The sequence below is a fragment of the Chryseobacterium sp. 2987 genome (genome assembly GCF_031456375.1).
Taxonomy (GTDB): domain Bacteria; phylum Bacteroidota; class Bacteroidia; order Flavobacteriales; family Weeksellaceae; genus Chryseobacterium; species Chryseobacterium vaccae.
Genome location: NZ_JAVDUN010000009.1, coordinates 23,637 through 49,698 on the forward strand (window position 1 = coordinate 23,637; position 26,062 = coordinate 49,698).

Genomic DNA, 26,062 nt, shown 5'->3' on the forward strand with positions numbered 1-26,062 from the left:
TTTTAAATTGTTTCTTCCCACCATTTATTAGCAGAACATGCAGAAGGACAAGGAGTGGTCATATCATAAATATACCATCTGCGATCAGGATCTACCATATCATTCCCATCCGGATCAACGCCTACCATCAGAAATTTATACTCACCCTCATCGGTAATGGCATTATAGCCGCGAAACCGTTCGGTTCCGTTTTCAATCTTAAAGATTTCATATACATCAATAGATGGAAGAAGGTGAGAAATGATCTGGGTGCCTTTAATTTTTTCCTGCTTCTGCCAGTTGCTTATCCATCTTCTGGCGTCTTTTAACGGTACATGTAATACGGGTTCTTTCATAGTTTAGATTTTTTTAAAGTTACACAATTCGTTCAGAATATTGAGTATTAACCTCAGCATATTTTACAAAATAAAGATCTGATGCATAGCTCAATACTTATGAAATTTTACAATTTTCAATCATTTACAGCTCTTTGCTTTCCATCTCTTTTAAATAAGGAATATGACTGTTATTTCAAATCTTCTGTCTCTGTTTTCAAAAGTAGAATAATCCCGGAATTGAAAACCGCGTATTTCTACCTGTTTTTCAATTCAGCCTGTAATACGCTGTTTTTGCCTTTTTTTTCACTGTTACTTTGGAGTATTCATTACATGGGAAGTATGAGCACTCATATTTTGTAAGAATAATAAAAAACAGTCCTATCTAAAAATCTATATCATGAAAAAAATTTTCTTTTTTGCAATCCTTGTTTTCTTAAGCAGTATTGCAGGCATCAGTGCACAGACAAGCACAATGACTTTTGAGAATGCAATTAATGGCAGCACAAGCTTTATCAATAACGGGTATACTTTTAACATTGTTTCACAAGCAGGTACTTTTAGAATTCAGTCCAATTATCCGGGCACAGGATGGAACGGAACCGCGAATGATAATGTTTATATTGATAATACGGGAACCACCAATATCAACTCTCCTTCCTTCAGCGTTAAGAGCACTTCCAGATTTACCGTATCGAAGTTTTGGGTGTTTTTAAGCAATACCCAGCTGAATCAATCTAATTCATCAGGAACATTGATCATTACAGGAAAACTAGGAGGTGTCACTAAATTTACCACCACCAAAACATCGGGATTCAACACTACTTTCAACGGAACAACAGGATCAACTGGTGTCTACAACGGTTTTACCCTGATTGATCTTTCCACCCTGAATAACCAGAACAACAGCAACACTCTCATTGACGAGCTCCAGCTGCAGTCTACCGGAGGCTATGTTTATATGTGCCTTGATGCCTTTACCTGGACAAAAACATCCACACTGGGAACAGCCGAAAATAAGATTAAAGACAAAACGGCAATATACCCTAATCCTACCTCAGGAATTTTCCATCTGAATGTGGAAAAAAACAATAAAGTTTCTGTTTATGATCAATCAGGAAAGCTTGTGAAGTCCACAGAAGTGGTAAAAGGTGACAATGAGATAGACATTACCGCACTTCCCGACGGAGCTTATCTTATCACCACAGATTCCGGAAGTTATAAAATCATTAAAAAATAACATCGGAAAAATAAGATGGAGACCAGAAACCACCTATCAAACGGGGCAGATTCCGAAAAGCCATAAGAGTAGGAAAACTAATTATACAAAAATGAAAACATTTTCACAAAACTGGATGAGCTATCTTCCCAATCATCTGAAAATTACTGATCTTACTATTCCCGGAACTCATGACAGCGGAACTTATCCGGCCTGGGATTCAAGCTACCTTACCAAATGCCAGTCCCTGAACATCTCTGAACAGTTAAATGCAGGTATACGATTTCTGGACATCCGTTTAAAACGCGGAACGCGGGCAGACAAGGATCATGTGCTCTGGGTGTATCATGGGATTGCAGATATGGATATCAGTTTCAGCGGAACCATTATGAATGAATGTCAGAAATTTCTTTCAGAAAACCCGGGAGAAACCATACTGATGTCCATCAAAAATGAAAGTGACCCCGACAGCAGTAAAGACAAAAACAAATTCTATGATGATCTGACCGGATCTGTCAATATAGGACATTTCCCGGGCCTTTTCTACACAGAAAACCGAATACCCGCATTGAGTGAAGTAAAGGGAAAAATAGTGCTCCTCCGTCGGTTTGGACTGGGAGACCGGGCTGACATAGGAATTGACCTTTATGACCAATGGCCGCATGACAGCACCAAAGAATTCAGCAATCACGGCATCGCCTTGTATGTTCAGGACAGGTATGATGACTGGAAAGATGATATAGAAGATAAATTCATAAAGGCTGTAAAACCTGTCCTGGAAAAAGCTTCATCATCACTTCCGGACAGTCTTTTCATTAATTTTACCAGTGGAACCAGCGGTAATATATTTTATGAAGGACCAAGAGGCATTGCAGAAATTGTCAACCGTCTTTTTTTTAATTATCTGTATAACAAACCTAAATCCCGATATGGAATTATTCCGATGGATTTTCCGGAAATCCCGCAGGATAAAGCCCTGATTAATCGTCTTTTCTCCTGTAACCCTTTTTCTTTCAGTTCTGAAACCATGCAACACGGACAGATTTATGAAGTTCGTACAAGACTGGACCTTAACAAATGTATGGATGTCAATCAAAACAGCCAGCAGGACGGAACCCCAATCATTGTGCATACCGCAAACGGCCAGCCCAATCAAAGATGGAAACTGGAAGCTGCGGGAGACGGTTATTTCTATCTGCATGCCCAGAATACTCCCGACTCTGTTCTGGATGTAAATGGCTTAGGAAAAACTGACGGAACAGCTGTTATTCTTCAGAAAAAGAATGGCGGGGATAATCAGAAATGGAAAATCAACCGTCTGGAAAACGGGTACTTCACCTTAAATCCAAAACATATATCCACCATGTCACTTGATTTATTTGGGGCATCAACAGAAAACGGATCATTAATTAAAATTTTCCAGGCTTCAACCGGTGACTGGGCAGAGCAATGGGCATTTATTCCGGTAAGATGATTCCAAACAATATAAAAAATAATTACAATGGGAGCACCCCAATTTCTGAAGCATTTTATCTTATTTAATTTTAAGGCCAATAAAAAATAGACAGAATCTGATTTGTCTATTTTTTTGTTTCTCACTTTGTGTATCTTTATTCACACGAAAAAATATCAGTTAATGGACCATCTTCATGGAAAAGTAAAATCGGTGAAAGAATATGTATCGGATACTATTCGTGAAGAAACCCTCTACACCCCGGAAGGACAGATGTCAGAAAAGAAATTATACAGGAAAGGTGTTCTGACAAGTATCGAAAAAAGATATGGAAAAGAGGGTATGCAAGTCAGGGAACTTCACCGTCTGGGAAAAAATATGCCTGATACGATTGTCTATCATTTTACGGATCCATCAGGAAACCTCAACAAAAAAGAGACTTATGATCTGAACGGCAATTTTCTGGAGGAAAAAAAGATGGGGAGTACCTTTATCACCTATAATTCTACAGGAAAACTGGTCAGCTTTATTAAAGACGGGATCACTCTTTTTACCAAACAGTTCAATGCACAAAATCAGGCTCTGGAAGAAATATCATTTACCGATTCCGGTGAAGAATGGTCTGTTGTTACCTATTCTTATGCTGGAAATTCTATTACCAAAAAAACATTTGATGCAGAAAAAAGACTGGTGAGGCTAAAATATCTTGTCTTGGATGAAAAGAAAAGGATCTTACAGAGTTTTGCCTTTTCCAGATATGATATTCATGTTTATGATCTGTATGAATTGTATAACAAGGAAATCACCTCCAGGATTACACCAGAAAATTTCAAAAATATAATCTCAGATGGTCTCCCGGAACAGGCTGTTTTTCCTTTACAAAATAACGGACTGTATAGGGATGAAATTAAAAATCTCCTTGAAGAATTTAGATATGATATGAATGGAGCACTTCTTCCCGGCTACCCACCGATCCATTTTTTCAATGAATTAATAACATTGGGTTATGATGAATCTGACCGGGAAATTTACTCTGCAAGATTCGTTTACTGGCCTGATTTTGACGAAACGGAACTTACTCAATTGGAGTTTTCAGAAAATAAATACGATGACCGCGGACTTTTAACGGCCCACACCAATACTATCACAGAAAAAAATTATGATTTCGGAGGCAGTTATACATACACTTATGAATTTGATGGCGAAAATAGGGTCATCAAAAAAATCAAAACGGGCAGAAGTTCCAGCATCACTGCTGTTTCTTATGAAAACGGAAACAGAATTGAAGTGGAACAAACTGAAGACCATCGGAGGTTTACCCATATTTTTGACCCGCATAATAACCTAATCTACTACGAAGATGCTTCAGAGAGAGAAAATGAGAAATGGTCACAGTCTTATGAAATCACCTATTATGAATAAAAGTCTTTTACATTTTGTATTTCTCCTGTTATTATTAAACGCCTGCGCTCCAAAAGAAACTCCTATGAATACATCCAATCCCGTTGTTTACTTTGAAATTCCCGTTACTGATCTGCAACGCGCTGAACAGTTTTACAAGGCTGTTTTCGGGTTCAGCTTTGAAAAAGAAATTATCGACCGTTATGAAATGGCATTGTTCCCTTTTGAAGAAAAAAGCAGCGGCATTACCGGAGCTCTGGCCAAAGGAGATGTTTACAAACCCAGCAAAGAAGGCGTTATTATTTATTTCAAAACAGATAATATTGATAAGACTTTAGACAAAGCCGTTCAGAATGGCGGAAAAATTCTCTATCCGAAAAAAACAGATGATAAATATGGTTTTGCCGTAGCTGAATTTGAAGACTCGGAAGGAAACAGAATTGCCCTTCACGAAACTCTAAAAAAATAAGGAGTGTAAAGACAGTTCAGACGGTATTTACACTTATGATAGAACAAATTAATTATTATTATCAAATTGTGAAAAAAAAATCTTTACCTTAGTTCACGGAAAAGGGCTTACCACCTTAAAAAACCAAGCTATGCATAACATATGGCAAATGAACTTTTTTTCATAAAAACCAATCCTACTATTGCCAAAATTAATTTGTTCAATAAGATTGACCGCGAGGAAGAACAGATGATGAAATTTCTTCCGGATGATGCCCGGGTAAGCCTTGAAATTATTAAGAAAAAGGTAAAGGATTCTGTGGAACACCTTACCAAAGATGAACTTTCCACTATTTTTGCATGGTTCAACAGCCTTTATCCTTCCGACATTGAAGAAACCAAAACACAGCTTTTCATCAACGGAATTGATCTCTTCTATGAAATCTCCCATAAAGACCGGGTGGCAAGTTTCCAGCAGCTTCTTACCGATTACGAAAATTATTCCCAGCAAAATCTGGAATTCATTATGGATTCCCAAAATTTCAATCAGTTTCTGCTTTACGGAATATTTATCACGGATATAGCTTCGGAAGAAAAAGGCAGTGTGAATATGCTTTCCCATTATTTAAAGACCGACCATCCTACGCTCTACTCTTTTGCAGAAGGCCAGTTCAAAAAAGGGATTGAAATAGAGGCCCACTCTGAATTACAGCGGTATTTCGGAGAACTCTATGATCTTACCCGATTTTACAAAGGTTCTATCATCAAACTCGACCAGTAAGCATTTTCCGCCTGTATTAATAAGTTGGAAAACGCAACGGCGCCAGGATCTTTAAATACTAACCGTTTTTAGGGCGCAAAGGCGTTTACACTCAGCAAAGATGATTTTTTATAGATTATAAAACTTTCATTGGAAAGAAAAAGCATTCACAAAAATCTGCGAAATCTGTGAGATCTGTGGGAAACAAAAATGACTTATAAATCCTTATAAGTTGGAAAACGCTAAGGCGCCAGGATCTTTAACTACTACCCGTTTTTAGGACGCTAAGGCGTTTACACTCAGCAAAGATGTTTCTTAATGGATAATTGCCAAAAATCTTTGATTTTTTTGTGCCTTATAAACAGCATAATAGGAAAAGTTCTTTGCGTCTTTTGCGTATACCAACATGAAAAGTTCTGCAGCCATCAATGCTCTCATCTCTTTTAAAAATAGATCAGGGATGTAATATCTTCAGTTCGTGAATTGTCATGTATAAAAAAACAACCATGAACCGGAAGATAATTATTCTTGCATGCCTCGCCTCCTCTTCTTTCTTTTTTGCTCAAAGCGTTGAAGGAACCGTAACCGACGGACAAAATAAACCGTCATCGGAAACTGAAGTGCTTATCACTAAAAATAACGCTAAATTTTCTGCCATTACAGATGAAAACGGGATGTTCAAAATCCCACTGAAAGAAGACGGAGACTACCTGCTTGAAATTATCCGGGATGGTGTAAAAACCAACAGTGAAAAAATTACCGTAAAAGGAACTTCCAAAAAGGATATACAGCTCAAAGAAGTGCCTGCTCCGGAACAGAAAATAGAAGGAGTAACGATCACCGCAAAGAAAAAACTGTTTGAAAGAAAAGTTGACAGGCTGGTTTTTAATGTAGAGAATTCTGTAGCTTCACAAGGAATAGACGCCGTGGAAGCATTGGCAAAAACCCCGATGGTAAGGGCAACTGATGATGCCATAAGTATTGCAGGGAAAAGCAATGTTGCTGTTATGATCAACGACAGGCTCCTAAACCTAAGCGGTCAGGAGCTTATCAATTACCTAAAAACATTAAGATCCGATGATATTTTAAAAATAGAAGTCATTACCACACCCCCTGCAAAATATGAAGCAGAAGGGAAAAGCGGGCTGATCAATATTATCATGAAGAAAAATACCAGCCTGGGCTGGAACGGTTCTCTTCAGACTTCCGGAAGTTATTATGGAGGAAGACCGGCAACCTCTACCAGAAGCGGTGCCTCATTTAATTATCAGGGGGAAAAGCTTTCCCTGAGCACCAATCTTTCTTTAGGTGATAATTACTGGGAAAATCATTCTTACAATTATCTGACAGGAACCACAGCTGATAATTACTGGAATACCAACAACATCAGTTCCAATAATTATAAATACAAAGGCGGAAACGCAAAAGGAGAATACAAGATTAATGATCATAATCTGATTGGTTTCAACTATAATTATTCTTTCAGTAATCCTTTGGAACAGGGAGAAAGCAAAACGACCATTTTCAATGAGGAAGGGCTGCTGAATGTTGAATCTAATTTCAGAAACAAAAACCGCAGAAATGTTCATAATGCCACCGCTTTTTATGATCTTAAACTGGATTCTCTGGGAAGCAAGCTGAACATTACGGCTAACATGCTTGTGAATGATGCCAATGCCAGAAACTTTTATAATACCATTACTTCAGAGACAAGCTCAACATTTGTTAATCCAATCAGTAAATACCGTATTTATTCCGGGCAGGCTGATCTGGAGAAAAACTTTGCCAAAATTAAGACAGAGGCAGGGTTGAAATATACTAAGATCAAAAATGATTCTGAGTTTAATTTCTTTGATATTAAAAACAATGAATACCTCATCAATCTGAAAAAGACCAACACCTTCTTTTACAATGAACAAAACTACGCTGCATATGCATCTGCCAGCCTTAAAATCAACGAAAAATGGGATGCTAAAGCCGGTCTCCGCTATGAATATACTTCTCTAGAAGGTATTTCTATGAATGATGATTCTTCTGCAAAAATCAAATACGGAAAATTCTTCCCTACCGCTTATATCAGCTATAAACCCAATGAAAATCATACATTCTCCCTGAATTATTCAAGGAGAATTTCACGCCCTTATTTTGGAAACCTCAATCCTTTCAAATTTTATACTTCAGATTTTGAATACAATACCGGGAATCCTTACCTGCTTCCTTCTTTTTCTGATAATTTTGAATTCGGGTATGTGCTGAATAATAACTTCAATGTTACCTTATACTATAATTACAATAAAGACAACTGGGACAGGATTCAGTATGTGGAAGGCAACCTTAAATACAGTATTGTCAAGAATTTTTATAATGAAGATCAGGCCGGAATCAACATCAGCTATAACTACAACAAACTGAAGTGGCTGGAATCCAATATTTTTGTGAACGGCTATTATGCCAAATCAAAATCGTATGATCCGGATGCGGTCTCTGCTCCGGCCGGATACAGTGCCAACTTTAATGTAGATAATAATTTCTTCCTGAATAAAGACAAAACCCTGACCTTAATGCTCGGTTTATGGAGCAATCTTCCCAACAGAGACGGGAATACCTCTTATTTTGCCAATGCTTCCCTGTACACAGGAATGAAACTGAACCTGATGGATAAAAAACTTCTGATCAACCTGTATGTCAATGATTTTCTGAATACCAACCGATCAAAAGGAATAGAATATTATCCCAATTATAACGTAGAATACTATTATAAAGGAATTACAAGAAACATCTATCTTTCTGTGACCTATAAATTCGGGAACAATAATGTAAAAGGTGCTACCAAACAGGTTAAATTTGAAGAATCCAGCAGAGCGGGAGGTAATAATTAAGCATATTTACTATTTTTAATGAAAATTACAGTCTTGGATGAAAATTATTTAGAAGCAGCACAAAAATATGTTCAGGAAACAGCCGGATCTGGATTTAATATTCCAGGAAAAAGTATAGAGAATTATGAAGATATATTCTGCTTTTCTTATCAGTCCGGTTCCTATTTAAAGACTTTGAATGCGGAAGATATGCAGGTCGGGCCCGGGCCTCATGTTTTAGTTAAAGCAGACGGAAGGATATATCCTTATTCCGGTTCATATTCTTATGCAGAAGCCATTCAGGAAACCAGGATGAAACTGTACCGTGAAAAAATCATTAAAAGTGTACATTCAGGCTATCAGCTTGACAAAGTATATACCCTGATCATCGAAAAAATACATCATGAAGATCAGCTGATCTCTATTTTAAGAGACTACAAAGCAAGTTTTATTATACCGGAAATTATAGGAAACTCTATTTACCGTACAGAAAGAACTTACAAAAAAAGTGAACTGAAAAAAAGGTTTGAACTTCTCCCTGCGGAATTTAATAAACTGCATGGGGATTTTTCTGCTGCATTAAACAACATTATTGAAACTTATTGCTGTGAATTCAGTCTGAAAGAGAAACATCATTATCCGTATGCCTCGTATATCGGAAATGCCCAAGAAAAGGATTATGAAACGGTCTGGTAAACAGTTTATATAGCTTCTGCGTCTTTCTTCATTAACCTGATTTTCAAAACATAATAAAGCATTCCTCCTGCCAGGTAGGCCAGAACATCCAGCAGATCTCCTGTAAACCTCTCTGAAATTAGCGGGCAAATAGCTTCAAATAACAGTGATAGATACAGAACAGAAGTAAGAATGAATTTCAGATCCGGTTTCCAGGAATATCCCATTCTTTTATTCATCAGGTATTCTATCAGATAAGTGTACATCGGAACCGTAATAAAATCAGTAAAATGATTACTGATGACAGGAATGATAATACCTTTTTTCCTTAAAATAAGAATCATAAGCCAGACTGTAAGCCCTGATAAAAACCAATATGAAATTTTATTTTTCATCCGTTACATATGAAGAACTGCCATAATAAATCCAATGATTACCTGCAGAATTTTAACCATGGTTTCCTGCATATCCTTTCCTTTTTTCGCATCATTATTTCCTGAAGCTTCGTAGTTGAACATTTTTTTACCTTCCATCCTGATCTGATTTTGAGTTACAAATATACTAAAATTAGAACAATTGTTCTAATTTTGAAATATGATCTAAACTCTCTTATCTTTGGATGATGAAAACTAAGGACAAAATACTACAGAAAGCGCTGCAGCTTTTTAATGAAAAAGGTTATAACAATATTACAACCAGGCACATTGCAGCCGCTCTGAATATCAGTCCGGGAAATTTACATTATCATTTCAAACACTCTGAAGACATTGTTAAGATCCTTTTTTCCGATCTGATCTTAAAAATGGACGAGGTGCTGAACAATATGAAGAAGGAAGAAAACAGAACGCTGGAAGATCTTTATCAGTTTACCTTGTCTACCTACGAAATATTTTATTCCTTCCGGTTTATTTTCATGAATTTTGTTGATATTTTGCAGGAAATCCCAGAGATTGAATCACAGTATGAATCAATCAATGTCAGCAGAAAAGAAGAATTTCAGGTTATTTTTAAAGGATTGCAGGCCAGTGGGGTATTCAGAAAAAACATTCCGGATTTCATCCTTCACAGCCTGACTACACAGATTTTCATCATTGCGGATAACTGGATCACCCATAACAGCCTTGCCTTTAAATTTGATAAAGAAAAAGCCATTCAATATTACGTACTGATCCAGATGAATCTTTTTTATCCTTTATTGAATGAAGAACAGCAGAAACTCTACGAAAAGAAATATATCCAATAATGAACTCCCCAACCGCCAAAATACGAGAAGGAAACAACAATGATCTGGCAAAAATGAAGCAGCTTTTTACAGATACCATCACTCATATCTGTAAAAAAGATTATGATGATGTACAGATTGAAGCCTGGAAGCTGGGAGCTGAGAACGAAATACGGTGGCAGAAAGTCATGGAAAACCAATATGTACTGATCGCTGAATCTAACGGGGAAATTACAGGTTTTATCAGTCTTGATCAAGGAAATTATATTGACTTTTTGTTTGTACATAAAGATTATCAGAATCAGGGGATAGCTTTTCAGCTCTATCAGCTTATTGAGCATGAAGCGATAAAACAGGAGAAAACTTTTATGACAGCAGATGTGAGTAAAACAGCAAAACCTTTCTTTGAAAAAATGGGATTTAGTATTGTCCGGGAGCAGTCTGTTCCGGTAAGGGGAGTTGAGCTCACCAATTATAAAATGGAGAAAAAATTGTTGTAAAATCCATATTATGAAAGAGTTTTACCATCAACGCAGAATCGCAGTTCCTGAAGAGTTTGCAGGAGTATTTTCACATTTCTATTTTGTAGAAAACCCATCTTCAGTCCTTCCGGTTACCAAAACTCTTCTCCCAACGTATCAGACTATTTTATTATTCTGCTTTGGAAAAAGTGCATCTATGCAGATACAGGAAGGTGATCTGATCACTGTAGACCAATGCATTATTTTCGGACCGGTAAGACAGTCTTTTGAATATATACTTCCTCCCGGAACATCAATTCTGGCAGCCAATTTCAAAGATGATGCATTTTTCAGGTTCTTTGGAAAAATTATGACAGAAAAGAACAGGATAACACATCCTGATGATCTGCTGGAAGAAAACTGTTTCACAGATCTATGGCATATTATTTCAAAAATTCAATCTCCTGAAGAGCAGGTACAATGTATTTTAGAGTTTTGCAAACCTTATCTCCCGGAACAGAACGCCACCGGATTTCTTTTAAGCAGTTTTGAAAATAATGCCTTAAATCCCATAAAGACCATAGCCGGACAAACCGGCCAAACTGAAAGGAATATCCAGCGCAGACAGAAAGAGCAGTTTGGTTATTCCCAAAAAGAAATTTCCAGGTATAACCGTTTTCTAAAAGCCATTATCCTCATTGAAGCCTGCATTAAAAACCAACATCAACCGGAGTGGTTCAGTATTATTGAACAGTGTGGTTATTATGATCAAAGCCAGCTTATTCATGATTTCAAGCATTATCTTAATCTTTCTCCTACCCAATATCTCAAATTCCAGCAGAACATCTGCAATCCCAGATCGGAATAACCTTTCGTTTTCTTACAATTTTTAAGCGTTCGGCTGCTCTACATTTGTTTCATTAATTTAAAAATCAAAACAATGAGACATTTAATTATTTATGCCCATCCTAATGAGCAGAGTTTAAACAACCAACTTTTAAACACAGTTACGGAAAGCCTTGAATTACAAAATCATGAAATCAGAATCAGAGATCTTTATCACATTGGATTTGATCCTGTTCTTTCTTTAGCAGATATGCAGGGACAGCGTGCCGGAACGGTTTCGGAAGATGTACAGAAAGAGCAGGAACATATATCGTGGGCAGAGCAGATCACATTTATTTATCCTATCTGGTGGACGGGCTTACCCGCCATTATGAAAGGATATATAGACCGGGTTTTCAGCTATGGTTTTGCGTACCGGTATGACTCAGGAGTTCAAAAAGGTCTTTTAAAAGGTAAAAAGGCCATTGTGATCAATACTCACGGAAAATCATACGAAGAATATGAACGTATGGGAATGGATAAAGCCCTTTCACTGACTTCCGACAGTGGTATCTTTATATATTCCGGCTTAGAAGTTATCCGTCATTTTTTCTTTGACAAAGCAGACAGAGTTTCTTCCGATGATCTTGAGGTCTGGATAGAACAGATCCGGAATACCTTTCAACCTTCCCAGGAAATCGCTAATCAGTAATTAAAATGCAAGTGATATGATAATTGTCAGCAATACCATACAGAACATTAGTTTCCCTCTGGTTCTTAGGATATTATTCCAGGCATTTTCAGCCTGTACATTTCTTCCATTTTGAAAATGAATAATTTATGGCATGGTATTGGATAAAAGAATGGCAAGTAAAATTGTTTTGAACCACTATTTTAAACCATTAGGATTGGTAAAATGATTAAAATTTTTAAGTTTTTTTGCTAAAATCTTACCTTACTTGTTCCAAACAAGGCATCTTAATGGTTTAAATATTGGAATACTATGAAAAAACGATTATATTTACAATACAGATGAAACACCTGAACAGCATATTGCGTCTTCCATTCTTCAGTGAGTATTACTCCCCGATCAGCCGTTCGGGAAGACTTTCTATATCTGTGATTCAATAAGACTATTCTAACCAATCATATAGAGCCCGGACAGCATTGTCCGGGCTTTTTTCATTTTTAAAATTAATACAACATGATCAGTACATTACAAGAAAATGCAGCCATCATCATCCCGGAAAACGGGCTGGAACAGAAGTTGAAACAGGCTGAAAAAGAAAACAGAAAATTAATGATCAAACTGGGCTTTGATCCCACAGCTCCGGATCTTCATTTAGGACATGCCGTAGTTCTTAAAAAACTAAAACAGTTTCAGGAACTCGGACATCAGGTTATCATTGTAGTAGGAAGTTTTACGGCAAGAATCGGAGATCCTACAGGAAAAAACAAAGCAAGAAAGCCTCTGACTGTTGAAGAGGTAAATCATAATGCACAGACCTACATCAGCCAGCTTTCAAAGATCCTTGATCCGGAGAAAACCCAAGTTGTTTTTAATTCTGACTGGCTGGATGCACTCAGTTTTTCAGAAGTGATTCAGCTGATGTCAAAAGTAACAGTAGCCCAGCTGATGCACAGAAACGATTTCAACAAGAGGTTTACGGAAAATACACCGATTGCCATGCACGAACTGGTTTACCCTATCCTTCAGGGATTTGATTCGGTGAAGATTGAATGTGATGTTGAAATGGGTGGTACAGACCAGCTCTTCAACTGTACAATGGGAAGACAGCTTCAGGAAACTCATGATCTGCCGGCACAAATTGTTATGTGCATGCCTCTGCTGAAAGGCCTTGACGGAAAGGAAAAAATGAGTAAATCCCTTAACAACATTATCGGACTGACAGATGAACCTAATGAAATGTTCGGGAAAACCATGTCAATCCCGGACAGTCTTATTGATGAATTCATCGATCTTACCACCGATTTTTCCATGGAAGAAAAGAACTATTTAAAACAAAAAATAGAAAACGGTGAAAATCCGATGAACATTAAAAAACTAATCGCTAAAAATATCATTGTCCAATACCATGATAAAGCTTCAGCAGAAGATGCTGAACAATTTTTTGAAAATCAGTTTCAGAATAAAAATTTTGAAGAGAAAGTCTATGAAAAAGTTTTAATGAAATCTTTGAAACATCAGCATACGATTTCTTTAGTTGAACTTTGTCATCATTTAAAAAATGACCTCAGCAAATCTGCCATACGAAGACTGATTCTGAATGGAGGAATCCAGATTAATGATATCAAAATAACAGATCCTGAACAGGAAATTGAACTGAAAAAAGAAATGAAGATCAAAATCGGGAGAAGAAGTTTTTTTGAACTGGTATAAACTTTCCAACTGCAGGAATAATTTCAATATATTCGCTGGATCAAAGAAAAAACAATGACCACGAAAGAAATTTTCCTGCTCGTTCAGGATGAACTTTACGCGCAGAACGTTGATACGGAAATCAAAGAAGATGAAATTGTATGGACAGACCATTACGGAGCTGAAAATTCGGTATTGGCATGGCAGACCGCTGTCAGTGATAACGGATGGGCAGCCTGGTGGCTTCGCAACGATGTAGGCAATGATATGGTAAAAATATGGCTCAGAAAAGATACTGTTGTTACCTGGCACCCACCGCTTAATACCATGTGCCAGCCTTCGGTTGGAGGCCGTTTGATGTTTTTTGAAAATTATCTTATTGCCCGGTATTATGATAAGCATGGAGAGAGGATTTTTATTTTCAATATTCATACTTTAAATAAAACAGAGATATTCGTTATACCTTCAAAATTTAAATCCTATGGCAATGAACTCATTGTAGGAAACAGCTTCAACAATCAACTGCTAAAGATTACTACGTATCCGGACCGTATGGAAAAGGAAGAAGTTGATGAGGAATATATGAAGATCCGAAATATTAAATTTGATTAAGTTATGAGCTACTTTATGGTGGATATAGAGTCAGACGGCCCTATTCCCGGAGATTTTTCAATGGTCTGTTTCGGTGCTGTACTGGTTGATGAAAAACTGGACCGGACTTTCTACGGAAAGCTCAAACCCATATCGGATCAGTTCAATCCTGATGCGCTGGCGGTTTCAGGCTTCAGCAGAGAGGAAACAATGAATTTTGATGATCCGGAACAGGTGATGCTGGCCTTTGAGGAATGGATTAAAGAAAACTCTAAAGGAAGACCTATTTTTATCAGTGACAATAATGGTTTCGACTGGATGTTTATCTGCTGGTATTTTCATCATTTTATCGGAAGAAATCCCTTTGGCTACTCTTCCCGGAGACTTTCTGATCTGTACTGCGGGCTGGAAAAAGATACGTTTGCCCAATGGAAACACCTCCGCAAAACAGAGCACACCCACAACCCCGTAGATGATGCGAGAGGAAATGCTGAGGTTCTGCTTTATATGAAAGAAGAAATGGGGCTGAAAATTGTTCTGAAATAACTCAATCTATCAGATCATGGGAAGAAATACATCCATTTATATGTTTGATAAAGAGAAAGCATCAACTCTTTATGAGCACCTTGTGCATCCCGAAAGCTTTAAAGAATATCTGAGAGAAAGTGAAACCGATTTTGATGAAATAAATTTTGATAATCTGTTAGAAACCGTCAGAAATGACATCAATAGAATCTCTGCTGAGGAACTCTCCGTAATTATTTCATTTTTTAATAAAGAAAGCCATTTTCATTCTATAGACAAAGATCGTGCAACATCGGAACAGATACTTCAGGAGCTGTACAATCGTTTTGGGATCACGCTACTTTACGAGGTACCTACTTCTACTGTCTGCTACTGCTATATGTTTCAGTATGGAAATTACACTCATTGCTTTCCGGTTGATCAAAAGACAGACGAAGACATTGGTATTACCATTGGTTCAAAAGATTTTCTGAGGTTCAATGATTATATGATTCTTCTGGCCAAACAAATTCTGGACAGCAGACTGGATGGCTTTGAATATACTTTTACTGAACTTGAAGAAAAAAACAGTCTTTGAAATTAAGGATAATCCGGGTAATAGAACTATCTTGGAAGAAGCGGAGAATGAATTCGAATATCTGAAAAAGATGTTCAACAAAGATAACATCGCTACACAAACAGTTTGCAGGGCCTATGATTTTTTTCTATGTTCTGCAGCCATGAAATCTAAAATTAATGCTGATAAAAATACAAGAATCATTATTTTAGACTCCTGTTAATGGTACTGCAATGGTATCTGTAAGATGAAATGAAAAAATAAAACAATGGATCCTGACCTGCACTATGAAAAAGCCAATGAAGCTGATATTGATTTTCTTCTCAGCCTGAGAATGAAAACCATGAATCCTCATTACGAAAAATCCAATTTACCTACTGACCATGAGGCTACTTTGCAAAGAGTTCTGTACCAGTTTGATAAGGCGCATATTATTTTCTTACACCATCATCCCATCGGATTATTAAAAATAAACCGGACAGAAGACAAAACAGAAGTTCTTCAGCTGCAGATTGATCCGGAGCAGCAGGGCCGCGGGCTGGGGAAAAAAATATTGAAAGATATTCTTGATGAAGCTTCAGAAACAGGAAAAACAGTCATCCTGAGCGTATTGAAAACCAATAAGGCACAGAACTTATATTCTGCCCTAGGGTTTAAAATTATTGGTGAAGATGAGCATTCTTATTTTATGGAATTTCTAGAGGAGAAAGAATCATAAAACCTTCAATTAAGAATTTAAAACATCCACAAAAATCTGTGAAATCTGAGCGATCTGTGGGAAATATGTAACTACAACAGACACAAAAGATTTAACACTTTATCAATAAGTTTAACTGCATAAAAGAGCACCTTAGTTTTTAGAAATCTACGATTTTTATTGATTCGCCAGCGTTACATAAATTAGTCTGCCTCCTTCTTCAGCAGATAAAAGGATCTTTTTGCCGTCAGTCAGCTCAGTCATTGAGCCCGGCGGAATTTCTTTCTGTTCCGTAACATCTTTCATTGAAGTAAGACTTTGATTGACCAACACCCATTTTCCCTGATGAAACGTAAAATATCCTACAGGCATTTTGTCCTGCATGGTAAGATTTTCATTTCGGATCACTTTCCGGGAAACGTGCCATTTGAAAAGATACTGGTTATTGTAAACCATTAATCTGTGGTTTTCGGGTTTCCATACCTCATCATCAAATTTAAAATATAGATCCAGCACGGGTAGTGTTCCCTGATGCGGTGTACCACAGAAAGGACATTTTGGATTGCTGGTGTTATCAAAAACATACCATTTTTCCGTACAGGATGCGTTAGAGCAGGGTTGTATAAGGTCTACTGTCTTCAGCAAGGCCGTTTCCCATTCATTAGCCAGGGGACGTCTTATCGGGTCATGAAGGCCATCAACAAAAGCCTTTTTGAACAACTCAGAAAGATAAGGACCGGTAATGGTATACGGAATTTTTTGAGGATCGCCCCAGAAAGTCTCCCACTTTTTCAGATGATCAGGCTTGACATGGTTCACGGAATCATCAGGATGTTCCACAAATGTAGCTTTTTCACCCATAGAAAGTATTTCATCCTTTTCAGAATCCAGATCCCATATTTTTCCTCCTCTCAATGGATGTCTTCTCAAGAGGTACATATAGATCAGCGCTGCGAGGGCATGAAGGTCTGTTTTCTGGTTAGGCAGATGTCTTCCGGGATCCTGAATATTCAGATGTTTGGTCTTCAGTACTTCAGGAGCAATAAAATCAGCGGTTCCAATCACTTCGGGAGGGAATAATTTTGGTACCACTAATCCGTCAATATCAATAATACAGGCTGATTTCGTTACCGGATCCACCAGAATATTATTATAAGAAAGATCCGAATGAGCCAGGCCCATCTGGTGAAGCTTTTTCACTCCCCTGCTGATATTGATGGCAATCTGAAAATAACTCAGCCAGTCACCCAGTTCCGACTGGTCAAGCCTTAACGGGTACTGCTGGTTTCTGAACATCGGGGAAGTAAACCATTTCCCCACTTTATCTTCACCCTGGATATTATCTGAACCGATATACCCTTTAGCAAAGAAGAATTTATTGTGATATACGGGAACAACAATTCCCGTAAGCTTTCCTTTTTCCACAATATCATACGGCCATCTGAATATTTCGTTCAAAAAGTATTCTGATGAAGTTCCGCTTTGTATATTTCCGAGATAAGTAGATACGATCCGCATGATACGCTCTTTCTGTCCGGCATCGATGGGATTTCTGTAAAAGGCTACGACATAATCTCTCTCGGGAGAAAAATAGACATCTTTTACTCCTCCCCGAATGGGATTTTCATCTACATATTCATATGATTTGGATGTGTCTAAAATAGAAACAACCTTAACAGTCTTTTTCATGTTTTAATAGATTATGGCAAGGGTTCTGTCATCGTGATTTCCTCTGCTCCAGAAATCGGCCCATTGCAGAAGCTGACGGTCAATATCTGTATCGTTGATAAAGTCAACTTTTGCACGGTCATCATTATTTCCGTTGAGGTCATTAAAAAAAGTTGTCCAGCTTTCCAGATCTTCCAGTTTATTTTCCGTCATGAATTTCGGATCATAAATCCCGTCAGTCATCAATACCAGATAGGAAAAATCATTCACACAGGTCATTCCGAAACGGGAAATCATCTGATCATTGAAGATCTCGTCCATGGTAATAAAGCGGGTTCCTCCGCTGAATTCTCCTACGTCCATCCGGTTTAACAGCTTTACTTCGGAAAAATCAGGGCTGATGAGATTAATCGGACAGTCTCCTACTCCAAAGGTCAGAAAAACATATCCGAAATCAAACTTCTTAGCCAGCGCAAAAATAAGTGTGGTATGAAAATCTTTGATGGAAAGTGAATGTTCAGATGCTGTTTTATCTAAAACCTGATAGACATACTTTACACTTTCAGATAAAATTCCGGTAATATTTTTTTCTGCTTCGGAATGTACTCCGGATGTAACGTTATAAATGACTTTTATATTTTTTTCAAGCTCGCTTAATTTTGCTTCTGAGCCAAAAAATTCATTCACTGAATGTACAGCCAGCCTGGAACCTTCCCGTGCCATTTCCGCGGAACCGGCTCCATCAGATACAGAAACAATATTCCATCCTTCAGAAAGTTCATTTACGGCAAAATCGTCTTCCCGAAACCGTCCGTCATGGGCGTGTGAGCGACCTCTTTTGGAGGCAGCCACCATTTTTTTATCTAAAAAAGTTCCTTTCCATGAGACTTCATCAGATTTATAGAAAATAGCGTTGGTATCACCGGGAATATTTTTCCAGAGGTCTTTGGGGTCTGCATTGACATACAGCTGAACTCTTTTAAGGTCTGAATTGTTTTCATCCCGGATATGGTAAAATTCAATATCCAGATCATACACACTACCTCCTGTGGGAATTCCGGTAATCCTATTTTCTTCAAATTCCAGTCCGGTTTCCTCAATATTTCCGATAGTTCTGATTCTGATATTGGGAAAATCCTCCAGTTCAAAACTGAATTCATAAAACTGTCTTGAAGTAGCATTTTTCAGGACCAGATAAGCTTCTCTGAACTCTTCTTTTTCTTTAAAGATCAAAGCCCTTTCCCTCGCTTCTTCACCTCCGGAAGCTTGTTCTTCTTTCCCGCTATTATTAAAAAAAATACTGCCCATATTGTGCTACTGTTACCCCAACGTTCTGTTAATATCATACCCTCCGCTGGAGAATCCATAATGATCGGATGTTCCGCACCATGGACACTTGTTGTATCCTTCTCCTTTCAGACAGTGAATTCCGCCGCAGGAACAGGTCGCCAGCGCAATAGGGTTGGCACAGTGAGGACAGGATGTTCCGCCCTGAAGTTCTTCAATAGAGATTTTCAGATTATTTCTCTGGGATGAAGAAAGTCTCATATATGCTTTTTCATCAATTTTATAGGCACCGTCCAGTTTATAATATCTTGTGGACATGCCCATAATTCCGGAATCTGTAAAGGCTTTCTTAAACTTCATCAGATACAGTTTTTCAGTTTCTGAACATTTACCGTTCAGCACTATAAAATTGTTGTCCGGAAATCTTTGTTCCATTTCAGGATCTACCTTTTCCAGAATAATGGAGTCGATCTTTGACAGATTGATTCCTTCTTTATTGGCTTCGGTAACACTCTGGCTGGTGGTTTTAATAGAATCTGTTACCCATCTGAAGAATTCTTTATAGGAATTTTCATCGGAGTTGTTGAAAAGCAGTACATTTTCAGCTAAAGAACCGAGCAGTTTATAGTTGGTATTTTCTCCGATGGATACGGCAATGGTATTGGCTTTTCCTCCATATTTGGTATTCCATCTTTCGATCGCTTTGGTAGCATCGTCTGTAGGAACTCCATCTGTAAACAGAAAAACAATAGGTTTCCAGTCGCCTTTCCTTTCGTAGGTTGTTTTTACAATATCCCGGTCTATGCAGTCCATGACTTTAATCAATCCCTGGGATAGTGATGTTCCGCTTCCAATCGGAATTTTCGGCGGATAAAAGCTGATGATGTCCTGAAGCGGAGTAATGACTTCGGCTTCTCCGGCAAAACCGATCACAGAAATATAAACCGTTTCCAGTGAATACGGATCTTTTTTTAATTCTCTGATGATGTTGGCAATACCTTCCTGTACCTGTTCGATAGGCTCTCCTACCATAGATTCAGAAATATCAACCAAAAAATAAATCGGTAGTCTTCTCATGATTATAGTGTAAAGACGGTAATTAAATAATAATATTAAGCTCTGATGGCGGCGGCGGAAGCGTTACATTTTCTCCCGCATTCTGTGAATGCCCTCCCTGTGTAATGGAAGAACTTACCCATCTGAAGAAAGAAGAAAGCGTAATCGCATCTGTTGTATCCAGTTTTACCACATGATCAGTCAGTTCTTTCAGAAACTGTTCATCGGCTTTCGGACCTGCTGCACAGCCTACAATTGCGCCAAATTCAAGACCTCTGATCACAGGAATCATCTGTCTGTATTTCTGAATATCAGAAGGTTTTCCATCGGTAAATATAAAAAGTAACGGCTGCCAGTCTCCTTTTTCGTCTCCGGATCCTTTTACCAGATCCTTCTGAACGAGTTCCGAAACCATTTCCAATGCAGCGCCCGTATGAGTAGGCCCGCTGTCCGGACAGGTAATTTCCATTGGATAAAAGCTCGCAAGATCAATCAGCGGAATGATATTTTTAACCTCTCTGTCGAAAGTAATGACACTCAGGTGAAGGCTGTCCATGGCCTGAGGATCTGCTCTGAGCATGCTGATAAGCCCGTTAAATCCGTTATTAAGTGCCTGGATAGGTTCTCCGTTCATAGAGCCGGAAGTATCCAGTAAAAAGTATGCTAATAATCTTCTGGTCATTGTAAGACAAATATTAATTCTGAAGCCGGCAGGAAGTATTTTACTATTCTCTGCCGGCTTTTAAGTTGTATAGAAGGTTAATTTAGTTGCTGTAGGCGTACTGCTTCAGAATTTCTATAAAATTATCTGTAGGATGTGGTTCACCTATAGCACGGAACTTCCAGTCACCATTATGACGGTAAGCTTCCGCAAACACCATGGCACACATTCCGTTCATACTTGAATCTCCGGAAAGGCTGTATTTTGTGATTTCTTTTCCTTTAGCATCTACGGCTCTGATGAAAGCATTTTCAATCATTCCGAAATGCTGATTATTCTGTTTTCCCTGATAAATAGTTACCAGAAATAGTATTTTCTGATAGCTTTCATCCAGCTGATCCAGTTTTACAATAATCTGCTCGTCATCTCCGTCTCCAGCTCCGGTTCTGTTGTCTCCGGTAAGCCACACGTTTCCGCTTGGATGCTGCATTGAATTAAAGAAAACAACGTCTCCCTGATAAAGAGCGATCTGTCTTCCGTCCTGAGTCTGAACTGTTTTCCCCAGATTGGCTACTTTTCCGTTTCCATCCAGAAGAAATGCCACTGCATCAAGATCGTACTCAGCTTCTTTGCTGAATAGTTTTCCGAAGAAGCCTCCGCCCTGTTTTCTCACGTCCCATCCTAAACCGATTGTTACTTTTGACAGGTCATAGACACTTTCTCCACGGTCATTTTTTCTTAGATCAATGGTCTGACCTTTCTGTAAATTAATTGCCATAGCTATAGTTTTATATAATTGATATTATTTAATGATTTGTCCGTTATAATATTTTTCAAGGAAGAATCCAAGGTCTGCTCTGTAGCCGATTCCTGAAGCTTCAAATTTCCAGCTACCGTTTCTTTTGTACAGTCTTCCGAATTCTACACCAGTTTCTATAGAGAAATCTTCATCCAGTTCATATTTCGCAATTTCCTGATTGGAGCTGTTGTCTACAATTCTGATATAAGAGTTTCTTACCTGTCCGAAGTTTTGTTTTCTTCTTTCAAAATCCTCGATGGTGACTACGAAAAGGATTTCCTCTACTCTAGGGTCTACTTTTTCAAGGTCTACAATGATTGCTTCATCATCATCCCCATCACTGTTTTTACCATTGGGATCATCTCCTGTGTGTGTTAATGCACCATCCGGAGATTGCAGGTTATTATAAAAAACGAAACATTCCTCACTTACTAATTTTCTGTTGGAGTCAATCATGATAGCAGAAGCATCCAGATCAAAGTCGAATCCTGTTCCGTCATTCGGGTCCCAGCCCAGTCCTATCGTCATTTTTGTCAGTCCGATTTCAATCTTTTGTCCTTTCTGTAAATTAATTGCCATAGTGTTTTAGATTATTAATTATTTTTCGATTAAGATAGATTTGATTTGTGAATTGACCAAATTTATACATAAAAAAATAAATGTTACAGGATAAACCGGATAAAGTTTTATTTTTCGGAGTGTAAAAACATAAAAAAGTCCGGTTTCTCAACCGGACTCATTATTAAAATATAATAGTAGTAATATTAATCTTTAAATTCTTTATCGGAAACAGCATTATTTCTTGCCTTTGCCAGCATAGGAATGGATATAAGCCCCATTACCAGCATGATCGTAATCTGAAGCGGAAGTGAGATAAATGAATAGGTAAGTCCCATTTCACCACCCAGATCTGCACTTTTCCCTACTGAAATGAACAAAGCCATAAATCCGTACTTCATCGCCAAATTAAATGCTCCAATACCGCCGCTGGCAGGAATGATCATCCCCAAAGTTCCTACAACAATAATGAAAAACCCGTCAGCAATAGTAAAATCCGAGGTTTCAGGAAGGGCAAAACATACCAGATAGGCCGCAAAATAATACGAAATCCAGATTCCTAAAGTATAAAGTATGAATTTTACTTTCTGTTTCAACTTAAAAATAGTTGCCAGCCCCTGAAAGATACCATCGATAAAATTCACGATCTTTCCTAAAAACGGTATTCCGGCCAGCTTCTTTTTAAATACAAAGAACAGAACCGTTCCTGCTGTCAGGATTAGAAGGACCAGTAAAATCTTGTTAGGGTTAATATTGATTCCTGAATTCTTATAAAAAGACAGGATGGCATCGTATTTAAATAACAATGTTAATCCCAGGAAACCAAGCATGCAGGCAAGATCTACCACTCTTTCCAGAATAATTGTTCCGAAAGATTTATCTACCGGAACTTTTTCCACACCGTACAAGGCAGTAGCCCTCGCAAGCTCCCCGCTTCTTGGAATGGTAAGATTCATGAGATAACCAAATGATATTGACCAGAGAGAATTGGAATTGGAAATCCGGTGTCCCATGGGTTCAAGCATCAGATTCCATCGGATTGCCCTGAACCAGTAAGCTAAAATCCCGAAAACGGAAGCAAACAGCACCCAAAGATAATTGGCTTTTGCCAGCGATTTCTGAATCACTTTGAAGTCAAGCCCTTTTAGGGCCAGCCATAAAAAAAAGCCTGCAAAAGCAAGCGATATTACTATTGTTAGTATGGATTTTAATGGATTTTTTGATTTTTTCTCCATAGATTACGTCAACAGATTTGTTTTTTCATCCGGGAAAACGATCTTCGGCTGGAAAGTTTTTGCTTCTTCAGGAGACATCTGTGCATAAGCAATGATGATGATGATATCATCTTTCTGTACTTTTCTGGCGGCAGGACCGTTCAGACATACCTCTCCTGATTTTCTTTTTCCTTTGATCACATAGGTATCAAAGCGCTCCCCGTTATTTACGTTGACAATATAGACCCTTTCTCCTACTACCAGACCGGCAGCATCAATAAGATCTTCATCAATCGTTATACTTCCAATATAATTAAGGTCTGAGGCAGTAACCCTCACCCTATGGATCTTAGACTTGAAAACTTCTATTAACATACTGCAAATTTATTAATAAAAATTCATAAATCGAGCTTTTGTAATCATTTTAAAAGTCCCACAAACACAGGGGTTTAATTTCAAATTATATAAGTTTTTTGAATATTGCTTGATAAATTATCAAACATATGATAAAAAAAATTAATAGTCTACATGCAATTTAGGATTTAATAAATACAGAAAGTAATATTAATTTTTTGCTAAAGTCAATGCACATAAGCATTTGGCATGATTTTAGTGACCCGTAACGCAGGTTTTCCGTGAAAAACCAAATTATCATATTTTGACTATTTTCACCAAAAAGCAAAAAAATTATATAAGTTTTAATAAAAAAATTGCACAAATAGAAAATAGTATTATATTTGCTATAATTACGAACTAACTTTAATATTAAAAATTATGAACAAGTCTGAATTAATCGACGCAATCGCAAAAGATGCAGGAATCACTAAAGTTGCAGCTAAAGCTGCTTTAGAATCTTTTATTTCTAACGTAACGACTACTTTAAAGAAAAAAGACGGAAAAGTTTCTTTAGTAGGATTCGGAACTTTCTCAGTAGCTGAGAGAGCGGCTAGACAAGGTATCAACCCTGCAACTAAGAAACCAATCAAAATTGCGGCTAAAAAAGTTGCTAAATTCAAAGCTGGAGCTGATCTATCTAATGCAGTTTCTGGTGCTAAGAAAAAATAATCATTCAGATTACAAAATTCAAAGACCGCTTCCAAGAAGCGGTCTTTTTTATAGCAAATAGTTTTAATTTTATATATACCTTGCCTGGCTATGCGATTAATTACATCAAATTAATTTCATAATTTATTACGGGGCCAATCTGGAGATTTTCCAGTCCAGATCTTCCAGTTGATAAATAATCCGGTCATGGAGGCGATTGGGTCTTCCCTGCCAGAATTCAATTTCATAAGGTTTTGCAAGGTATCCGCCCCAGTTTTCAGGTCTTGGAACTTCGGTGTTTTCGTATTGTTTTTCCAGTTCTTTCAATTTTTCTTCAAGAAATTCACGATTTGGAATGACCTCGCTCTGTGGTGAAACGGCTGCTCCAAGCTGGCTTCCTTTCGGCCTTGAATGAAAATATCCATCACTGAGGTTCCCAGCTATTTTTTCAAGATCAGCTTTGATGATGATCTGTCTTTCAAGGTTCGGCCAGAAGAAATGCAGACAGGCCTTGTGATTCTTTTCTATGGCTTTTCCTTTTCTGCTGCTGTAATTGGTATAGAAAATAAATCCTTCATGGGTATACGCTTTAAGCAGCACCATTCTGGTTCTCGGGCATCCGTCTTCTTCTACAGTGGAAACAGCCATAGCATTGGCTTCAGAGATCACAGCACTCTCGCTGGCCTCTAAAAACCAGTCTCTGAACTGCTCAATAGGATTTTGTTTTATCTCACTTTCAATAAGTTGGGATTTCTCATACACTTTTCTTTTGTCGTGCAGGTTTTCCATAAATATTTTTTATTAAATTTGAGTATGAATTACTCATACAAAGGTAAAATATTAATCTCCACCCCTGACATTTCCGGCGATATTTTTTCCAGATCGGTGGTTCTGATCATTGAACATAACGAAGGCGGTGCATTTGGTTTGATATTAAATAAAAGGAACAACCAGATGAGTAATAAATTCAACAATTTCTTTGATTTCAAAATAGAGGTATATGACGGCGGGCCGGTAGAAAATGACAAAGTATTTTTTATCGTAAAAGGCAAAAAAGTAACAGAGATCTATTCTGAGATCACCGATGATTTCTATTTAACAGAAGACATTGAAAATATCATCAGTGCAGTCCTCAACAAAGAACTGAGCATTGATGATGTAAAGATTTTCTCAGGATATTCCGGATGGGCTGCAGACCAGTTGGATAAGGAGATCCAGAGAAAGATGTGGACTGTTGTGGATGTATATAATCTAGACTACACACTACCCAATGATCAGACCTTATGGAAATCAATTATGCAGAACCTGGGCGGCGAATATCTGCTTTGGGCCAACTCTCCCGAAGACATTTCTCTTAACTAACTGTATTCCTATTCACTACACCTTAAAAA

The 26,062-nt window shown here is 37.8% G+C and carries 30 protein-coding genes; 18 read left to right on the forward strand and 12 right to left on the reverse strand.

Annotation, left to right across the window (positions count from 1 at the left end; genetic code table 11):
• Positions 1-2: 2 nt before the first annotated feature.
• The gene (locus J2Y40_RS20595; protein ID WP_310001073.1) at positions 3-335 is read right to left on the reverse strand and encodes a hypothetical protein; all 333 of its coding nucleotides are present in this window, start codon (positions 333-335) and stop codon (positions 3-5) included.
• Positions 336-714: 379 nt separating this feature from the next.
• On the opposite strand from J2Y40_RS20595, the gene J2Y40_RS20600 reads away from it, so the two are divergent.
• The 7 genes from J2Y40_RS20600 (at position 715) to J2Y40_RS20630 (ending at position 9,148) form a co-directional block, all read left to right on the forward strand.
• Entirely contained in the window at positions 715-1,554 is an 840-nt protein-coding gene (locus J2Y40_RS20600; protein WP_310001076.1) for a T9SS type A sorting domain-containing protein, read from the forward strand.
• A 91-nt stretch (positions 1,555-1,645) separates the two neighbouring features.
• Positions 1,646-3,007, forward strand: a complete 1,362-nt coding sequence (locus J2Y40_RS20605) for a phosphatidylinositol-specific phospholipase C domain-containing protein (RefSeq protein WP_310001078.1) — start codon at positions 1,646-1,648, stop codon at positions 3,005-3,007.
• Positions 3,008-3,169: 162 nt separating this feature from the next.
• Positions 3,170-4,408: a hypothetical protein gene (locus J2Y40_RS20610; RefSeq protein ID WP_310001080.1), complete on the forward strand. Its 1,239-nt coding sequence runs from the start codon at positions 3,170-3,172 to the stop codon at positions 4,406-4,408.
• Positions 4,401-4,856, forward strand: coding sequence for a VOC family protein (locus J2Y40_RS20615; RefSeq protein WP_310001083.1), 456 nt, complete (start codon positions 4,401-4,403; stop codon positions 4,854-4,856). Before J2Y40_RS20610 ends, J2Y40_RS20615 begins: the two co-directional genes overlap by 8 nt.
• 141 nt (positions 4,857-4,997) lie before the next feature.
• Positions 4,998-5,615 carry a hypothetical protein gene (locus J2Y40_RS20620; protein ID WP_310001085.1) on the forward strand — a complete coding sequence of 206 codons (618 nt, stop codon included), beginning with the start codon at positions 4,998-5,000 and terminating at the stop codon, positions 5,613-5,615.
• Between the two features lie 485 nt (positions 5,616-6,100).
• Positions 6,101-8,473, forward strand: coding sequence for a TonB-dependent receptor domain-containing protein (locus tag J2Y40_RS20625; protein ID WP_310001088.1), 2,373 nt, complete (start codon positions 6,101-6,103; stop codon positions 8,471-8,473).
• 18 nt (positions 8,474-8,491) lie between these two features.
• The gene (locus J2Y40_RS20630; RefSeq protein ID WP_310001090.1) at positions 8,492-9,148 is read left to right on the forward strand and encodes a hypothetical protein; all 657 of its coding nucleotides are present in this window, start codon (positions 8,492-8,494) and stop codon (positions 9,146-9,148) included.
• Positions 9,149-9,153: 5 nt separating this feature from the next.
• Here J2Y40_RS20630 and J2Y40_RS20635 read toward each other — a convergent pair whose 3' ends face one another.
• Both J2Y40_RS20635 and J2Y40_RS20640 read right to left on the reverse strand, forming a co-directional pair.
• The gene (locus tag J2Y40_RS20635; protein WP_310001092.1) at positions 9,154-9,522 is read right to left on the reverse strand and encodes a hypothetical protein; all 369 of its coding nucleotides are present in this window, start codon (positions 9,520-9,522) and stop codon (positions 9,154-9,156) included.
• 3 nt (positions 9,523-9,525) lie between these two features.
• The gene (locus tag J2Y40_RS20640) at positions 9,526-9,660 is read right to left on the reverse strand and encodes a hypothetical protein (protein ID WP_310001094.1); all 135 of its coding nucleotides are present in this window, start codon (positions 9,658-9,660) and stop codon (positions 9,526-9,528) included.
• Positions 9,661-9,746: 86 nt separating this feature from the next.
• Here J2Y40_RS20640 and J2Y40_RS20645 point away from each other — a divergent pair, with 86 nt between their 5' ends.
• The 9 genes from J2Y40_RS20645 (at position 9,747) to J2Y40_RS20685 (ending at position 16,405) form a co-directional block, all read left to right on the forward strand.
• Complete coding sequence (locus J2Y40_RS20645) at positions 9,747-10,370, forward strand: TetR/AcrR family transcriptional regulator (RefSeq protein WP_310001096.1); 624 nt, start codon at positions 9,747-9,749, stop codon at positions 10,368-10,370.
• Entirely contained in the window at positions 10,370-10,849 is a 480-nt protein-coding gene (locus tag J2Y40_RS20650) for a GNAT family N-acetyltransferase (RefSeq protein WP_310001098.1), read from the forward strand. The genes J2Y40_RS20645 and J2Y40_RS20650 overlap by 1 nt, the downstream gene beginning before the upstream one ends.
• A 10-nt stretch (positions 10,850-10,859) precedes the next feature.
• Complete coding sequence (locus J2Y40_RS20655) at positions 10,860-11,678, forward strand: AraC family transcriptional regulator (RefSeq protein ID WP_310001100.1); 819 nt, start codon at positions 10,860-10,862, stop codon at positions 11,676-11,678.
• Positions 11,679-11,750: 72 nt separating this feature from the next.
• On the forward strand, positions 11,751-12,347 hold the full coding sequence (locus tag J2Y40_RS20660; RefSeq protein WP_310001104.1) for an NAD(P)H-dependent oxidoreductase: 597 nt from the start codon (positions 11,751-11,753) through the stop codon (positions 12,345-12,347).
• 492 nt (positions 12,348-12,839) lie between these two features.
• Positions 12,840-14,036: a tyrosine--tRNA ligase gene (gene tyrS / locus J2Y40_RS20665; RefSeq protein WP_310001105.1), complete on the forward strand. Its 1,197-nt coding sequence runs from the start codon at positions 12,840-12,842 to the stop codon at positions 14,034-14,036.
• A gap of 54 nt (positions 14,037-14,090) precedes the next feature.
• Positions 14,091-14,627 carry a hypothetical protein gene (locus J2Y40_RS20670; protein ID WP_153395139.1) on the forward strand — a complete coding sequence of 179 codons (537 nt, stop codon included), beginning with the start codon at positions 14,091-14,093 and terminating at the stop codon, positions 14,625-14,627.
• 3 nt (positions 14,628-14,630) lie between these two features.
• Positions 14,631-15,152, forward strand: coding sequence for a 3'-5' exoribonuclease domain-containing protein (locus tag J2Y40_RS20675; RefSeq protein WP_310001107.1), 522 nt, complete (start codon positions 14,631-14,633; stop codon positions 15,150-15,152).
• A 16-nt stretch (positions 15,153-15,168) separates the two neighbouring features.
• A complete protein-coding gene (locus J2Y40_RS20680) occupies positions 15,169-15,708 on the forward strand; it encodes a hypothetical protein (protein ID WP_310001109.1) in 540 nt (179 codons plus the stop codon).
• A gap of 247 nt (positions 15,709-15,955) precedes the next feature.
• Complete coding sequence (locus tag J2Y40_RS20685; protein ID WP_310001111.1) at positions 15,956-16,405, forward strand: GNAT family N-acetyltransferase; 450 nt, start codon at positions 15,956-15,958, stop codon at positions 16,403-16,405.
• A gap of 156 nt (positions 16,406-16,561) precedes the next feature.
• On the opposite strand, the gene J2Y40_RS20690 is transcribed toward J2Y40_RS20685, so the two are convergent.
• The 8 genes from J2Y40_RS20690 to panD form a co-directional block, all read right to left on the reverse strand.
• A complete protein-coding gene (locus J2Y40_RS20690) occupies positions 16,562-18,073 on the reverse strand; it encodes a helix-hairpin-helix domain-containing protein (RefSeq protein WP_153395147.1) in 1,512 nt (503 codons plus the stop codon).
• Positions 18,074-18,076: 3 nt separating this feature from the next.
• Positions 18,077-19,360: a PP2C family serine/threonine-protein phosphatase gene (locus J2Y40_RS20695; protein WP_153395149.1), complete on the reverse strand. Its 1,284-nt coding sequence runs from the start codon at positions 19,358-19,360 to the stop codon at positions 18,077-18,079.
• A 12-nt stretch (positions 19,361-19,372) separates the two neighbouring features.
• The gene (locus J2Y40_RS20700) at positions 19,373-20,416 is read right to left on the reverse strand and encodes a TerY-C metal binding domain-containing protein (RefSeq protein ID WP_153395151.1); all 1,044 of its coding nucleotides are present in this window, start codon (positions 20,414-20,416) and stop codon (positions 19,373-19,375) included.
• A gap of 22 nt (positions 20,417-20,438) precedes the next feature.
• Complete coding sequence (locus J2Y40_RS20705; RefSeq protein WP_153395153.1) at positions 20,439-21,077, reverse strand: VWA domain-containing protein; 639 nt, start codon at positions 21,075-21,077, stop codon at positions 20,439-20,441.
• Between the two features lie 82 nt (positions 21,078-21,159).
• Complete coding sequence (locus tag J2Y40_RS20710) at positions 21,160-21,834, reverse strand: TerD family protein (RefSeq protein ID WP_153395155.1); 675 nt, start codon at positions 21,832-21,834, stop codon at positions 21,160-21,162.
• 24 nt (positions 21,835-21,858) lie between these two features.
• Positions 21,859-22,434 carry a TerD family protein gene (locus tag J2Y40_RS20715; protein ID WP_153395157.1) on the reverse strand — a complete coding sequence of 192 codons (576 nt, stop codon included), beginning with the start codon at positions 22,432-22,434 and terminating at the stop codon, positions 21,859-21,861.
• Positions 22,435-22,619: 185 nt separating this feature from the next.
• A complete protein-coding gene (locus J2Y40_RS20720) occupies positions 22,620-23,648 on the reverse strand; it encodes a lysylphosphatidylglycerol synthase transmembrane domain-containing protein (protein WP_310001117.1) in 1,029 nt (342 codons plus the stop codon).
• 3 nt (positions 23,649-23,651) lie between these two features.
• Positions 23,652-24,002 (reverse strand): aspartate 1-decarboxylase, encoded by a 351-nt coding sequence (gene panD, locus J2Y40_RS20725; RefSeq protein WP_062702848.1) that lies wholly within the window; start codon positions 24,000-24,002, stop codon positions 23,652-23,654.
• 399 nt (positions 24,003-24,401) lie between these two features.
• Here panD and J2Y40_RS20730 point away from each other — a divergent pair, with 399 nt between their 5' ends.
• Positions 24,402-24,692 carry an HU family DNA-binding protein gene (locus J2Y40_RS20730; RefSeq protein WP_062702846.1) on the forward strand — a complete coding sequence of 97 codons (291 nt, stop codon included), beginning with the start codon at positions 24,402-24,404 and terminating at the stop codon, positions 24,690-24,692.
• 126 nt (positions 24,693-24,818) lie between these two features.
• Here J2Y40_RS20730 and pdxH read toward each other — a convergent pair whose 3' ends face one another.
• Positions 24,819-25,460, reverse strand: coding sequence for a pyridoxamine 5'-phosphate oxidase (gene pdxH, locus J2Y40_RS20735; protein WP_153395161.1), 642 nt, complete (start codon positions 25,458-25,460; stop codon positions 24,819-24,821).
• Between the two features lie 24 nt (positions 25,461-25,484).
• Here pdxH and J2Y40_RS20740 point away from each other — a divergent pair, with 24 nt between their 5' ends.
• Entirely contained in the window at positions 25,485-26,033 is a 549-nt protein-coding gene (locus J2Y40_RS20740; RefSeq protein WP_153395163.1) for a YqgE/AlgH family protein, read from the forward strand.
• Positions 26,034-26,062: the final 29 nt, after the last annotated feature.